We start from the raw sequence: 15669 nt of genomic DNA on the forward strand, positions 1-15669 counted from the left end.
TAATAGAATTAGCCAGATGATACAATAAACATCTGGCTTTTTTGTTTTTAAGTTCGTTGATTAACTCAATAAAGTAATGAAAATTAGTGAATTCTTAGAACAGCCGTTTTTCTACTTTAACGATAAAAGGTCTAAATGGATTTACATTGTAAGCGCTGTTGTATTTTCTCATGTTTTTCTGCTTTTCTTTCAACCCTACGGCATCTCAGAAGAGATGTCCAACCCAGCAAATCCTACTTTTCATAAGTTTTTATTCTTCTTTTCTATAGCTATCAGTACGTTTTTAGCTTTAGGTTTATCTCAGTTTGTTTTGAGGCAAGTTTTTGATTATCAAAAAGTTAATAATAAAAAATACTTGTATTGGGTACTTTTTGAAGCCCTATTATTGTTAGTTATCAACTTAGGACTTTCCTTTATCATTCCAGATCTAGGTAATGATTTTGAACAAGAACTTAATATTTGGTTTCAGTTGAAAATGTACCCAAAAGTGCTGATGATTTTATTGTTTCCTTTCCTAGGAAGTGTGGTATATGTCGCAATTATACAAATGCAATCTGAAATACAAGAATTAGATCATCGGCTTAAGAATTTTAAGGAACGTTTCACTACGTTAGACACCACAAAACAAGTCGTTTTCTATGATGAAAATAATCACCCAGATTTAAAACTAAATCTAGAGGATATATTGTACTTAGAATCTAGTAATCAATATGTTTTGGTATATTATGGTAAGTCTGACGATGTTAAAAAACACATCATAAGAAACCGATTAAAACATATTCTTTTACAAACAGAAGATCTGCCTATTGAGCAATGTCATAGATCTTTTGCGGTAAATTTGCTCAAGGTGAATAGCATGAAAAAGATTAGTGGAAAGCTTTTTTTAATTATTGAGACTTCTGATTCTAAAGTGAAAATTCCGGTTTCAAAATCATTTTCAGAAGCAATTAAGAAGGCTTTTGAAGCCTAATAAGTTTTAGCTTTAAGTTTGTTTTTAAGATTTTCACTCCAAAGTTGTAACAATTCGCACCAAATAAGCGTCTCCATAGCGTGTTTCGCTAATATTTGAAATTTATTTGCGTTAACAAAGACATAAAGTAAAAATCGAATTTCATACCATTTCAAACCTTAATTTTATCAATCAAAAAACAGAACAATCACTAATGAAACATTTATGTTTAGTCATTTTCCTATTTACAGGCTTTTTGTGTCAGGCTCAAGAACAGTATAGTATAAGCGGAACCATTAAAGACCTTAATAACGGTGAAACGCTTTTAGGTGCAACCGTTTACTTAAAAGACACCAATTATGGTGCAACGACAAACGAGTACGGTTTTTTCTCTTTAACCGCTCCGGAAGGCACTTATACTTTGGTTGTATCCTTTATAGGTTTTAAGTCCATAACACGAGAAATTTCATTAAACAAAGATCAAAAGCTAGATTTTGAACTAGAAGAGACGGCAACATCTCTAGATGAAATTGTAATTGTAGCAGAAGAGTCTGAAAGGGTTAGTATTAGAAAGCCACAAATGAGCGTAGCGAAACTTAACGCTAATACAATTAAAGAAATGCCAGCGGTTTTAGGTGAGGTTGATGTTGTAAAATCTATTCAGTTACTGCCTGGAGTTACCAACAATGGTGAGGGTTCTGCAGGATTCCATGTAAGAGGTGGAGCAGCCGATCAAAACTTGGTGCTTTTAGATGAAGCTATAATTTATAATACGTCCCATTTCTTCGGATTTTTCTCGGTATTCAATGCAGATGCTATTAAAAACATTAAGTTGTATAAAGGGGATATTCCGGCAAAATATGGGGGCAGAGTATCTTCTGTGCTCGACGTCAGGCAAAAAGATGGCAACAGCAAACAATTTGGATTGACTGGAGGTATAGGTTTAATTTCAAGTAGATTGACCGCAGAATCGCCAATTTTTAATGATAAAGGATCATTTTTAATAGCTGGTAGAGCGTCTTATGCACATTTGTTTATGCCACTTATTGAAGATGTTAAAGACGATAAAATATCTTTCTACGACCTTAACCTGAAGACCAATTACGAAATCAATAAAAATAACCGTTTGTATTTATCGGGTTATTTTGGTCGTGATATTTTCAATTTGTCTAAAGTCATTGAAAATAACTACGGTAATGCGACAGGAAACTTGCGTTGGAACCACGTGTTTAACGACAAGTTATTTTCTAATTTATCTTTCATCTATAGCAAATACGATTATCGAATTTTACTAGATTTTATTGAATTAGATTGGAATGCAGACATCACCAATTTCAATGTAAAATATGATTTAGGCTACTACGTAAACAATGACCTTACGTTAGATTTTGGCATTAGCGGTTTAACTTATAACCTTAATCCTGGTGAAGTAAGACCATCTTCTGAAACCTCTGCAATTAACTATTTAAAGTTAGACGAAAAGCGCGCTTTTGAAGGTGCAGCTTACATAAGTGCAGAGCATCAAATTTCTGAAAAATTGGCTTTCAATTATGGCTTACGTTACAGCACTTTTTCGAGATTGGGTGGACAAAGCATGAAGACTTATGTCAACAACCAACCTGTAATTTACAATAGTGATTTAGGCATTTACGAACGTGGAGAAGCAGAAAGTGAAACGTATTACAACAAGGGTGAAAGCATAAAAACCTTTGGAAATTTTGAACCAAGATTAGGCGTTTCTTATCAGCTTAATGAAGCCTCTTCAATAAAAGCCAGTTATACTAAATCTACACAATATTTACATCTTTTATCTAATACAGCTTCGGTAACACCTCTGGATGTTTGGACACCAAGTGGACAGTATATAAAGCCTCAGATATCTAATCAGTTTGCTTTAGGATATTACAAAAACCTTAAAGACAATGCTTATACTTTAGAGCTGGAAACCTACTACAAAACAGTTGACAATCGCATAGATTATATTGATGGCTCTGATTTAATAGGAAACAATAATATTGAAACCGAAATATTAAACGGTGAAGCAAGAGCCTACGGTTTAGAAGTTTTATTTCGAAAAAACAAAGGCAATTTTACAGGTTGGTTAGCATATACCTTATCAAAGTCCGAACAACGTGCTTTAGGAGGAAATGCTGGCGGACCAGGAATAAATAATGGCGATTGGTACAATACGCCTTACGATCGCACACACGATATCTCCTTAACAGGATCTTACAAACTCAGTGATAAATGGAGGTTTGGTTCTAATTTTGTGTTCCAAACGGGTCGTCCTGTAACCTATCCTAACGGACAATATACTTACGAAGGCTTGTCTATTGCAACATATTCTAACCGAAACGAGGATCGTTTGCCTTCATATCATAGATTAGATATTTCGGCAACGTACACCCCAAACAAAGACAATGAAAAACGTTGGAAAGGCGAGTGGGTTTTTGGTATTTACAACCTTTATAACAGAAGAAATGCCGCTTCAGTTAGCTTTAACCAAAACAATCAAACAGGATTAAACGAAGCCACTCGAATTTCAATTTTTGGAATCATTCCTTCGGTAACCTATAACTTTAAATTTTAGCATCATGAAAAACTATATAAAAAGCTTACTAGTAATTGCATTAACTGTTTTTGCATCGTGCGAAGATGTCATAGATGTTGATGTAAATAATGCCGAACCACGTTTGGTTATAGAAGCATCTTTAGATTGGGAAAAAGGCACAGCAGGCAACGAGCAAACCATTAACTTAAGCATGTCTACACCTTATTTTAATACAGGTGAAGATACAAGTGTTAGCGGAGCAACGGTTACAGTTACAAATTTAAATTCGGGTGCCATATTCAATTTTGTAGATGAAAATGATGGCAGTTATACTATAGATAATTTTGTGCCTGTTATTGGAGACACTTATCATTTAGAGGTTAGCTATAATGGCGAAAATTATGAAGCAACCGAAACATTAATGTCCGTTTCAGACATCAATAGTATTACACAAAGTATTGAAGGAGGTTTTGATGATGAATTACTAGAGGTGAATGTCTATTTTGATGACCCTGTAGATGAAGAAAACTATTACCTTATTCGTTATTATGAAGATGGAGATTTGTTTCCTTATTTTGAAGATATTTCAGACGAGTTTGTGAATGGTAATGAGGTTCATGATTTTTTTGAAAAAGATGATGATGAAGATAATGGTGAAGCAGCATTTCAACCTGGAGATATAGTAGATATTGAGCTTTATGGTATTTCCGAACAGTATTACAACTATATGAGATTATTGATAGAACAGTATTACAGTGGTGGCGATCCGTTTTCGTCTAACTCTGCTTTAATTAGAGGGAATTGTATTAATCCTACCAACCCAGAACAGTATGCTTTTGGGTATTTTAGGCTAACGGAAGTCAATGTAACTTCCTATACTTTTGAATAAAAAAAGAGGTTATTTGAAAAGTTAATGTTTTGTCAATCTGAACTCGTTTCAGATTCTAAAACAATTTGAAAATCAGTTTTTTTGAGATTCTGAAATAAATTCAGAATGACAGATTCTCATGCTATTCAGACAGCTTTTTTATGTAGTAAACGCGTAAGTTTTATACTTAAATCAGTTAAGATAATCTTAGAATTTCCATTGCGTTCTATGTGATAAATAGCATCTTGAAGCTCATCACTAATCTCCAAAATGTTATTGCCATGCACAAATGGAGCAAAATTCTCAAGTTTGAAACCTTCTGATTTTGGTTCTAAATACACCAAGGAATCAGCTTTGTAATTCATGAGCATGGCTTGCCTAAAATAATTGAGACAAAACGCTAAAAACTTCTTCTGTGTTTCTCTTCCGGTTTTAGCAATCTCTTCGCTCCAAGAAATTAAATCGTGAATAGCGGCTTTGTTTCCTCTAGCCTTAAAAGCCGAACGTACCCAAAGAATAAACCATTTTTCAAACTGAATATCTTCACTATCTTGATAAATAAGATCGCAAGCCCTGTTGTAATTACCATTAGCTTGATGCGCAATTTTAGTGGCAACGGAGTTTTCAATATGATAGTTTCTTACCAAAGCTTCAGTAATTGCTTCTTCAGCTAGTGGTGGAAACGTTAGTATTTGACAACGCGAACGAATGGTATTTATGATTTGTTCTTCGTCTTCTGCAATGAGAATGAAAATGGTTTTTTCTGGTGGCTCCTCAATGAGTTTTAAAAGCTTATTGGCAGCTGCAGTGTTCATTTTTTCAGCCATCCAAATTAGCATCACCTTATAACCTCCTTCGTAAGATTTTAACGAAAGGGACTTTACAATTTCAAAAGCCTCATCAACACCAATTTGCCCTTGCTTGTTGTCCACACCCAATAATTTGTACCAATCAAAAAGGTTGCCGTAAGGTTGTTGGTCTAACAGTTGTCTCCATTCTTCTAGATAAAAATTAGAAACGGGTTTACTTTTTACCTTATCACTTGTAGTAACAGGAAATGCAAAGTGCAAATCGGGATGTGATACGTTCTTGAATTTTAGATTACAAGATTCATTTCCGCCAGTGTTTTCACCACCAGTGTTGCTACACAAAATGTATTGTGCATAAGCTATGGCCATTGGTAAAGTACCAGAACCTTCTGGTCCAACAAAAAGTTGCGCGTGTGCAATTCTACCTTGATCAACACTTGTTGTAAGGTGATTTTTAATGTGTTCTTGCCCTAAAACTTCAGAAAATAACATAAAGCAAAACTATGTAATTTTTTTATGCTTTCTAATCTTTATATTTGTTATTCAAAACAGAGAAACATATTCCTTATTTAAAACAGATGAAGACACTAAACGATTTTAATTTTGAAGATAAAAAAGCATTAATCCGTGTAGATTTTAATGTACCTCTAAATGATAAATTTGAAGTTACAGACGACACTAGAATTATTTCGGCAAAACCAACGATTATAAAAATCTTAGAAGACGGTGGGAGTTGTGTTTTAATGTCGCATTTAGGACGACCAAAAGGAGTACAAGAAGAGTTTTCTTTAAAGCATATCATTTCAAAAATTGAAGATATTCTTGGTGTGGAAGTAAAATTTGCAAGTAACTGTGTTGGTGAAGAAGCCGAAGAAAAGGCAAATGCTTTACAACCAGGCGAAATTTTATTGCTCGAAAATTTACGTTTTCATGAAGAGGAAACAAAAGGTGATAAAGATTTTGCAAAACAATTATCTAAGCTAGGAGATATTTATGTAAATGATGCTTTTGGTACAGCACATAGAGCTCATGCTTCCACCACTATTGTTGCAGAATTTTTCCCAGATGCTAAATGTTTCGGAAGCTTATTGGCTAAAGAAATAGAAAGCATCAAAAAAGTATTGGAAGATGGCGAAAAACCTGTTTTAGCTGTACTTGGTGGTGCTAAAGTATCTTCAAAAATCACTGTTATTGAGAATATTTTAGACAAAGTAGATCACCTTATTATTGGTGGAGGAATGACATTTACGTTCATTAAAGCTAAAGGTGGTTCTGTTGGAGATTCTATCTGCGAAGATGATAAAATGGAATTGGCTTTAGATATATTAAAACAAGCTGAGGCTAAAGGAGTACAAGTTCATATACCTGTAGATGTGATTGCTGCAGATGCTTTTAGCAATGATGCCAATACACAACACGTAGATGTTTATCACATTCCTGATGGATGGCAAGGTTTGGATGCTGGACCAAAATCTTTAGAGATTTTTGACGACGTAGTTAATAAGTGTAACACCATTTTATGGAATGGTCCGCTAGGAGTTTTTGAAATGGAAACTTTCTCTAAAGGCACTATAGCACTTGGAAATTCAATTGCTAACGCCACTAAAAACGGAGCGTTTTCTTTAGTTGGAGGAGGAGATTCTGTAGCTGCCGTAAAAGAGTTTGGTTTTGAAGATAAAGTAAGTTACGTAAGTACTGGTGGTGGAGCTATGCTAGAAAGCTTAGAAGGTAAAACGCTTCCGGGTATTGCGGCAATTCTTAATGATTAAAAGTCTTTCAAGTTTAATATTCGTTATAGTTTTTTGCACAACAATTTCGTCGTGCAAAACAGAAGTAAATGATTCTAAATACAGTTTTTACCACTGGAAAACGAATTTTAACTTAACAGAACAAGATAAAACGCATATACAAGATGGACAAAGTAACATCTTGTATATGCGTTTTTTTGATGTAGATTTTAATACCAAAGAAAATAAACCCTTACCAATTGCAACAGTTCAGTTTTCAAAAGATTTTGAAGTGGTTGTAGACACCATAGTTCCAGTTGTATTCATAAAAAATGAAGTTTTTAAACATATCACCTTAGAGGAAAGTAAATCGTTATCAAAACCTGTTTCTCAAAAAATAAAGCGTCTTTTTAAAAGTTATTTCGAGCCTCAAAAGATGTTAACTAAAATTCAGATTGATTGCGATTGGTCTCAAAACACAAAAATGAAATACTTTGCCTTCTTAGAAAGTTTAGCAACCTATTTTGATAACATTGAACTCTCGACAACATTAAGATTGCATCAGGTAAAATATAGAGAAAAAACAGGAGTGCCTCCTGTAGATAAAGTGGTACTTATGGCATATAATGTTGGAGATATTTTGAATATTGACGAGACAAACTCTATTATTAACAACAATATTACTAGTCAATATTTACAGCGTCTTAGTGAATATCTACTACCTTATGATCTGGCCTTGCCTGTATTTGAGTGGGCTATTCTTTACAGAAGAGAAAAGCCTGTAGCAATTTTAAATAATTATTCGTTGAAGACTTTTAGCGAGAACTTTAGACCTACTCAAACGTTAAATATTTACAAGGCTACTCAAGATTGTTATATAAGTAGTAATTTTATTTATAAAGATGATGTTATTAGGATTGAGACGGTAAGTAAAAATGACCTAAAAAAACTCTCCGAGTTAATAAAAGCAGCATCAACAAAACCATATAGCACAGTTTTTTATCACATAGGTTCGCCTGTGTTGTCTAATTTTACAAACGATGATCTTAAGACATTTTGTTATAATTAACGCACTTGTAATTCTTGGGTTTACAAGTTTAGAAGCCAACTCTAAGTTGCCTACTTTTTGTGGTTGGGATCCGTCTTGGGATAGTGTGTATTATCCAATTATTGATCAGTTTTCATTAGTAGATGAAGATAATAAGTCGTTTTTAAATTGTCCAGATATTGTTTTTTGCGATTATTTTCCCAACAGCAATGCTACAAACTATAATATTGATGAATGGTATAACTACTTTAATGGTAGTTTTTCTAAAGAAGAATTAAGGTTACTTGTTTACAAAAAGTCAATACAATGGCTTCAGGGAGAAGAAGATGTCGATGAGAACGAAAGATTAATGTATACCAACATTAATAAAACTAAGTACACTTTTTTTAAGCGTTATCTACTTTTGGCAAAAGGCACAGAGCGCTTAGCTAGCGATAAGACGTACGATTCAGGTTGGTATCAAGGAGAAACATTAAGTTTTGAAGATAAATCTCCTTGGTTAGAAAAAGCGGTTGCTCTAATTAAAGACGCACCAGACCAATTTTTTAAGAATAGAGTTGGGTATCAAATTGTAAAGTTAGCACATTACAAACAAGACAATGATTTGGCTATCAGTGCTTTTAAAAGATATTTAGAATTAAATAATAGTTCTAGATACATCTATTACAGAGCGTTAGAGCAAGTTTCGGGAGCTTATTTTAATCTTAGTCAACACAGTATAGCTGCTCAAAATTACCTTGAGGTATTCAAAAACTTACCAGACAGAAGAGAGCGTTGTGCTTTGAGTCTTCGTTTTATAGACTGGAGCCAGTTAAATGAAAACAGCAGCTTTTATAAGGACTTAAAGTACAAGGATATTTTTCATTTTTTTAAAGCGTATTATGGCAGAGGAGATGTTTTAAAAGAGATGAAGAAAATAGCAGAAATCGATGTCAATTCACCGTATTTAGAAGTGTTAACAGCAAGACTTATAGATGATATACAATCTCAGCTCTTTGAGCATGATGACAATGGATATTATTTTGAAGGAATACAGAATACTTATACTAATGAAAGTAAAATCATTATAGATGAAATTCTAACAAATAAAACACTTAAAGATAAAAGTGCTTTGACTTTGCTTAAAGCACTATCGCAAATAAAAAAAGGTAAGTATAGTGAAGCAAAAGCTACATTAAATACACAATTTCAGTGGCATGCTTCTAAAATTCATAAAAAACGATTACTGTTTGCAATAGATTTTATGGATATAAAGACACCAAACCGTCAGCAAATCAATGAAGTTTTCAAACAATTAGATCAAGATAAAGACCTTAATACATACAAACCAGTAGTCGCTGCATTTTTCAATCATATTAGTGCCTTATATTCTAAAGATAATCCCTTGTTAAGTGCTTTTATAGCAATAGATTACGATAGTTATCCTCGTGATCAACCTTTTGACTGGAGTACAATTAATAACAACTATGCTTATAATTATGAGCTTGAAACCAAGTATTCATTTTTAAAAATAGATGTTATTAATAGTTTAGATGAATTTATAAAATTAAAGTCTTTCACCCATTTTGAGCAAATAATTTTAGACAGAGTAAAGGTGGATGTCAATGATTTTATACACGAGCTAAGAGGAACATATTTTTTAAGAGAAAAAGAATTGTATAGAGCTTTAAAAGAGTTTGAAGCAATTAAAAATACATCAGAGTTTTGGAATGAGGACGTTAGACCAGAATTATTCTCAGGATCTATAAAAGAATGGATGAATGTTGATTTCAACTCAATATCAGATCAATTTCATGTCAAATATTTAGAAGAGTTGAAATTAAATAATACCGTTACTTCAGATGATGAACCAGTGGGAGTAAGAGAAAAAATTATAGAGATAATAAAATAAAACTAACCAAAGCCCTTATAAAGCTCGAGACTTTAGCAAAACAAGAAAAAGAAAACGCAGCAGAATATTATTATATGTTGGGTAATGCTTGGTACAATATGAGTGCAGTAGGATGGTTTGTAAATAATCTTTATTATGTAGGAAATGATAACCGAAATGAGTTGATGAGTGAATCTGGTGGTAATACTACAGAAACAACAGATAACGCAATGATGTGGGCAGAAAAGTATTTTAAAAAAGGTATAGAAAGCAAAGGAGATAATGAAGTAAAAGCACGGCTCACTTTTATGTTAGCTAAAACAGAAAGTTGCTTTGATTATACAAGGAATAATCAAACAAATGAATATGATTTTTACCTTTGTGAAAATCACCAAGCCCATTTCAAAGATTTACGCGATAATTACTCAGAGTCCAATTATTATCAAGAGGTATTAAAGGAATGTAGTTGGTTGCGCTGGTATAACGATAATTATTAAGTGTTTAATCAAATTTCAAAAGCATTAAAAATATACCATATTTACAGGAATTACGTTTTTTTATATAAATTCGATAACATGCGATTAGTTTATACTTTAATTTTATTGTGCTTTTTTGATTTTGGCTGGACCCAAGAGAGGGTTCAAACCACCTCAAAAGATTCTGTGATTGACGGAAAGTTGCTTACCTCAAAACAGACAATTCCTGCAGAGCAAGATACTTTAAACATTAAAGACCTTAAAGATCATCCTGAGGCTGCTAAATTAGATGAGAAATGGTTAGAAGAGCTGTATAGCAATTCACTCTTTGATACCATATATAAATCGGTTACAGAATTGGAATATGATCCTGTGGATTATCCTGAATTACCCACAGATACTCTAAAAGCAAGACTTGAGCGTTTAAATGCAAGAACACCTTTTAATGTAGAGTACAATCCTTCGTTAGAAAGTGTCATAAAAAGCTACTTGAAATATAGAAGGTCTTCATTAGAAAGTTTGATGGGTTTAAGCCATTTTTATTTTCCAATGTTTGAGCAGGAATTCGACAATTACAATATTCCATTAGAAATGAAATATCTGGCTATTGTAGAATCTGCATTAAAGCCAAGAGCGCGATCTAGAGTAGGTGCAACTGGCTTATGGCAATTTATGTTTGCTACAGGCAAGGAACACGATTTGGATGTAAGCAGTTATGTAGATGAACGTAGCGACCCTATAAGGTCAACAACAGCTGCGGCTCAATACTTAGGAAAGTTGTATGAAATTTTTGGAGATTGGGACTTAGCTTTAGCGGCTTACAATTCAGGTCCAGGAAACGTAAATAAAGCGATAAGACGTTCTGGTGGTTATAAGAATTATTGGAATATTCGTCATAATTTACCTAGGGAAACAGCTGGTTATGTTCCGGCATTTTTGGCGACAATGTATATTTTTGAATATGCTAAAGAGCATGGTTTTCAACCTGAAAGACCAATGTTTCAGCATATAGAAACCGATACTATTCACGTAAAACAGATGATCTCTTTAGATCAAGTCTCTGAAGTTACAGGTGTTAATATAGAAGAACTTCAATTTTTGAATCCTTCGTATCGATTAGATATTATTCCGAAAGTTGAAGGTAAAACCTATGTTCTAAGATTGCCAAGAGAAGCAGTAGGAACGTTTGTAACCAACGAGGAACAAATTTATGCTTTTGCCAAAAGCGAATTTGACAAGCGAGAAAAACCTTTACCTCAGTTATTTAATAATGATACCAAAGTTAGATATCGTGTACGAAGTGGTGACTACCTTGGTAAAATAGCACGAAAATACGGAGTTAGGGTGAGTCAGATAAAACAGTGGAACGGATTAAGAAGTAATAACCTTAAAATAGGCCAACGACTTACAATTTACCCTAGAAAAATTGATGTTACAAGTACACCTTCTGCACCCAAAAAAGTAGTGAACGCAGAAGGAAAACAGACTTATACAGTACAATCTGGAGATTCACTTTGGACCATAGCTCAAAAATTTTCTGGAGTTTCTGTTCAAAATATTAAAGATTGGAACGATATTAGTGGTAATAAACTCAGAATAGGAACAAAATTGATTGTTTCAGAGTAGTTAAACCAACAAAAACAAAAATTATGAAAGCTTTATACGCTTTATTACTATGTATTACCGTCTTGGCTTGTGATGAAAAAAAGCAGTCAGACAAACAAGTTTACTTACCCGAGTCTAACGGAAATCTAAATAGTATTTCGGTTGTAGTAGATAACACTTTGTGGGAAGGAAGCATTGGAGAAAATATCAGAAGCATTTTTGCCGCTCCGTTAATGGGTTTACCTGTAGATGAACCATTGTTTCACATGAGACAAATTCCGCCACAAGTGTTCGATGGGTTTGCTACCAGAAGCAGAATTATACTGAAGATTGAAAAAGGAAATTTAAAGCCTGTCACAAAAATTGTAAACAATGAATTCGCTAAACCGCAGACTGTAGCTGTAATTGGTGGGAAAACTGATAAAGAAATTGTTGAGCAATTAAAAGAAAACGCAGCAAAAATAATTGATGCCTTTAACAAAGAAGAAGTTAAGGAAAAGCAAAGACGTATCAAATTGTCTTTATTAGACGATGCAAAAATGGAGAGCAAATTAGGCTTTACCATAAACATTCCTTCGGTATACAGAATCAGTAAAGCTGATGATGATTTCTTCTGGATAAGAAAAAATCTTAGTAATTCTAAAACGATGGAACTAATGTTTTATGAGGTTCCGCTAGAGTCTATTTCAAAAGGAGACAGTACAATAGTAGACATTGTTAAATTAAGAAATGAGATTACCAAAAATAAAATTCCAGGCGAGGATGATATTTATATGAAAGTTGAAGATGCGTATGCACCAGGAATGTTCGAAACAATTATTGATAATAAGCCAGCTTATGAGGTAAGAGGTCTTTGGACTATGGAAGGTTACACTATGGCTGGTCCATTTATAACATATTTGATTGAAGATAAAATAAACAATCGTTACTTAGTAGCAGATGGTTATGTTTATGCACCTTCTTTAGATAAGCGAGAGTACATTTTTGAACTCGAATCCATTATAAAATCAATTAAGATTAAGTAATAAAAAAAAGCCAACTTTTAAAGTTGGCTTTTTCTTTAGTTTCTTTATTATAAAAAAGACTATTTATTTTCGTTATTATCAGCAGAATCGTCTTTACTTGCGTCTTTAAATTCTTTAATTCCACTACCTAGTCCTTTCATTAATTCAGGAATTTTCTTTCCTCCAAAAAGTAAAAGAATTGCTAAGCCTATGATAACCCATTGCCAAGGTCCAATCGCTAAAGGTATAATGCTAAGATTCATAATTTTTAATTTAGACTGCAAAGTTAGTAATTATAGTTTAATAATAACGTTCTTAAGTCAACTTTAGGATTTAATGAAGCGCCTATTTAAGTATTTTAACTAATTTTGTTTTGATGGCTAAAAAGAAGATTAAAGAAAAAAAATTCACAAAAAAACTGCTTCATAAGTATCGTTTAGTGATTTTAAACGAAGACACTTTTGAAGAGCGTTTTGCTATAAAGTTAACACGGCTCAATGTGTTTATAATTACATCAATATCAGCTATTACTTTAATTTTTCTAACCACATTACTTATTGCTTTTACTCCGCTTAGAGAGTATATACCAGGATATTCTTCAGCAAGACTAAAGAAGCAAGCGACTATTTTAAACTACAAAACAGATTCTCTAGTCCATGAGTTGGAGCTTAACAAGCGCTACTATGCTTCTATTAGAAAAGTACTGACGGGAGATGTAGCTTCTTCAAACTTTAATAGAGATTCTATACTTCAGGCGGCAAAGAATGATATAGGAGTGTTACAAGTTACCACTAATAAAGAAGACTCTTTGCTTAGAGAAAAAGTTAATAAAGAAGATAAATACAATCTTTTTGAGTCGGGAGATAAATCGAATTTTGTTTTATTTCCTCCAGTGAACGGAACTATTTCCGAATCATATAATATCAAGGAAAAACATTATGCGGTTGATGTGGTTGTTGCAGCCAATACACCTGTTAAAGCCACAGCAGATGGTACTGTAATATTTGCAGAATGGACTGTGGAAACAGGTTATGTGGTCATCATAGAGCATAATCAAGAATTGATTTCTGTTTACAAACACAATTCTGAGATTACAAAATCCCAGGGAGATTTAGTAAAAGCAGGTGAGGTGATAGCAATGTCTGGTAATACAGGAGAGTTAACCACAGGACCTCATTTGCATTTCGAATTATGGAGCAAAGGCTATCCAGTAAATCCAACTAATTTTATTGATTTTCAGTAATGGCTTCAGTTAAGGCGGCACTTTCAAAACCTTTTGCAAAATATATTGCTAAGCGTATAAAAAAATGGTCTTCAAAACCTACAGAGACACAACAAAAGGTATTTGATGATTTAATCACAGAAGCTAAAACTACAGCTTTTGGTAAAGATCATAAGTTTGATGAAATTAAGTCTTATGAAGATTTCAAAACTAAAGTTCCTGTAAGAGACTACGAAGAATTAAAACCTTATGTTGAGCGCGTAGTTGCTGGTGAAGAAAATGTACTTTGGAAAGGAAAGCCAGTATATTTTGCAAAAACTTCAGGAACAACATCTGGTGCAAAATATATTCCTATTACAAAGGAAAGTATGCCAACACACGTAGAGGCAGCTAGAAATGCTATTTTACTTTATATCCATGAAACTGGAAACACAAGATTTGTAGATGGAAAAATGATTTTTCTTCAAGGAAGTCCAATTTTAGAAGAAAAAAATGAAATAAAACTAGGTAGATTGTCTGGAATCGTAGCACACTACGTGCCTAAATACCTTCAAAAAAATAGAATGCCCAGCTATGAAACCAATTGTATTGAAGATTGGGAAACTAAGGTCAATGCCATTGTAGATGAAACTATAGAAGAAGATATGACGGTTATTTCTGGAATTCCTTCTTGGGTTCAGATGTATTTTGAGAAATTGATTGAAAAAAAGAATAAAAAGGTTGGAGATATTTTTAAGAATTTCAATCTGTTTATTTTCGGTGGAGTTAATTACGAACCTTACCGAGCAAAATTTGAAAACTTAATTGGCAGAAAGGTAGATAGTATTGAGTTATATCCTGCGAGTGAGGGTTTTTTCGCATTTCAGGACAAACAGAATGAAAAAGGAATGTTGCTTCAGCTCAATTCGGGAATTTTTTATGAATTTATAGAGACCAACCATTTCTTTGATGAAAGCCCTAAAAGAATAACTATTAAAGATGTAAAGCTTGGTGTCAATTACGTAATGATAATTTCTACTACAGCTGGTCTTTGGGCTTATAATATTGGAGATACGGTTGAGTTTACATCTTTGAGTCCATATCGTGTTATTGTAAGCGGAAGAATTAAACACTTTATTTCGGCTTTTGGTGAGCATGTTATTGGAAAAGAAGTGGAGCAAGCTTTAAAGGAAGCAACAGAAAATACTAAGATATCCGTAAATGAATTCACAGTTGCGCCACAAATAAATCCTGAATCTGGCTTGCCGTTTCATGAATGGTTTATAGAATTTGAAAATGAACCTGAAAATGAAGAAACATTCATAGAGGCTATAGACCAATCTTTACAAAAGCAGAACAGTTATTATTTTGATTTAATAGAAGGAAAGGTTTTAAGATCATTAAAAGTGACAAAAATTAAAAAAGATGGCTTTCAAACTTATATGAAATCTATTGGTAAACTTGGTGGTCAAAATAAGATTCCAAGATTATCAAATGATAGGAAAATAGCAGATAAGTTATATGAGCTTCATTTAGTTAAATAAAACTATATATTTGCTGG

13 protein-coding genes are annotated in these 15669 nt (G+C 33.2%); 11 read left to right on the top strand and 2 right to left on the bottom strand.

Going from position 1 to position 15669, the window contains the following annotated elements:
• Positions 1–76 precede the first annotated feature (76 nt).
• The 3 genes from AC2H4K_RS07695 (at position 77) to AC2H4K_RS07705 (ending at position 4389) form a co-directional block, all read left to right on the top strand.
• Entirely contained in the window at positions 77–970 is an 894-nt protein-coding gene (locus AC2H4K_RS07695; protein ID WP_493743014.1) for a LytTR family DNA-binding domain-containing protein, read from the top strand.
• Between the two features lie 193 nt (positions 971–1163).
• Positions 1164–3539 (top strand): TonB-dependent receptor, encoded by a 2376-nt coding sequence (locus tag AC2H4K_RS07700; RefSeq protein ID WP_493743015.1) that lies wholly within the window; start codon positions 1164–1166, stop codon positions 3537–3539.
• Between the two features lie 4 nt (positions 3540–3543).
• Positions 3544–4389 carry a DUF4249 domain-containing protein gene (locus tag AC2H4K_RS07705; protein ID WP_493743016.1) on the top strand — a complete coding sequence of 282 codons (846 nt, stop codon included), beginning with the start codon at positions 3544–3546 and terminating at the stop codon, positions 4387–4389.
• A 125-nt stretch (positions 4390–4514) separates the two neighbouring features.
• Here AC2H4K_RS07705 and AC2H4K_RS07710 read toward each other — a convergent pair whose 3' ends face one another.
• A complete protein-coding gene (locus AC2H4K_RS07710; protein ID WP_493743017.1) occupies positions 4515–5669 on the bottom strand; it encodes a DNA polymerase III subunit in 1155 nt (384 codons plus the stop codon).
• An 86-nt stretch (positions 5670–5755) separates the two neighbouring features.
• On the opposite strand from AC2H4K_RS07710, the gene AC2H4K_RS07715 reads away from it, so the two are divergent.
• From AC2H4K_RS07715 to AC2H4K_RS07740, 6 genes are all read left to right on the top strand, one after another.
• Complete coding sequence (locus tag AC2H4K_RS07715; protein WP_493743018.1) at positions 5756–6946, top strand: phosphoglycerate kinase; 1191 nt, start codon at positions 5756–5758, stop codon at positions 6944–6946.
• Positions 6939–7973: a hypothetical protein gene (locus tag AC2H4K_RS07720; RefSeq protein WP_493743019.1), complete on the top strand. Its 1035-nt coding sequence runs from the start codon at positions 6939–6941 to the stop codon at positions 7971–7973. Before AC2H4K_RS07715 ends, AC2H4K_RS07720 begins: the two co-directional genes overlap by 8 nt.
• Positions 7945–9843 carry a hypothetical protein gene (locus AC2H4K_RS07725; RefSeq protein WP_493743020.1) on the top strand — a complete coding sequence of 633 codons (1899 nt, stop codon included), beginning with the start codon at positions 7945–7947 and terminating at the stop codon, positions 9841–9843. The genes AC2H4K_RS07720 and AC2H4K_RS07725 overlap by 29 nt, the downstream gene beginning before the upstream one ends.
• A gap of 98 nt (positions 9844–9941) precedes the next feature.
• Positions 9942–10319, top strand: coding sequence for a hypothetical protein (locus tag AC2H4K_RS07730; RefSeq protein WP_493743021.1), 378 nt, complete (start codon positions 9942–9944; stop codon positions 10317–10319).
• 78 nt (positions 10320–10397) lie between these two features.
• Positions 10398–11924, top strand: a complete 1527-nt coding sequence (locus AC2H4K_RS07735) for a LysM peptidoglycan-binding domain-containing protein (protein WP_281140725.1) — start codon at positions 10398–10400, stop codon at positions 11922–11924.
• A gap of 23 nt (positions 11925–11947) precedes the next feature.
• Positions 11948–12928 carry a DUF4837 family protein gene (locus AC2H4K_RS07740; protein WP_281140724.1) on the top strand — a complete coding sequence of 327 codons (981 nt, stop codon included), beginning with the start codon at positions 11948–11950 and terminating at the stop codon, positions 12926–12928.
• A gap of 59 nt (positions 12929–12987) precedes the next feature.
• On the opposite strand, the gene AC2H4K_RS07745 is transcribed toward AC2H4K_RS07740, so the two are convergent.
• Positions 12988–13170, bottom strand: coding sequence for a twin-arginine translocase TatA/TatE family subunit (locus AC2H4K_RS07745; RefSeq protein ID WP_493743022.1), 183 nt, complete (start codon positions 13168–13170; stop codon positions 12988–12990).
• Between the two features lie 113 nt (positions 13171–13283).
• On the opposite strand from AC2H4K_RS07745, the gene AC2H4K_RS07750 reads away from it, so the two are divergent.
• A complete protein-coding gene (locus AC2H4K_RS07750; RefSeq protein ID WP_281140722.1) occupies positions 13284–14150 on the top strand; it encodes a M23 family metallopeptidase in 867 nt (288 codons plus the stop codon).
• Complete coding sequence (locus AC2H4K_RS07755) at positions 14150–15652, top strand: GH3 auxin-responsive promoter family protein (RefSeq protein ID WP_493743023.1); 1503 nt, start codon at positions 14150–14152, stop codon at positions 15650–15652. Before AC2H4K_RS07750 ends, AC2H4K_RS07755 begins: the two co-directional genes overlap by 1 nt.
• Positions 15653–15669: the final 17 nt, after the last annotated feature.

The sequence above is a fragment of the Winogradskyella sp. 266wxhm genome (assembly GCF_058964685.1).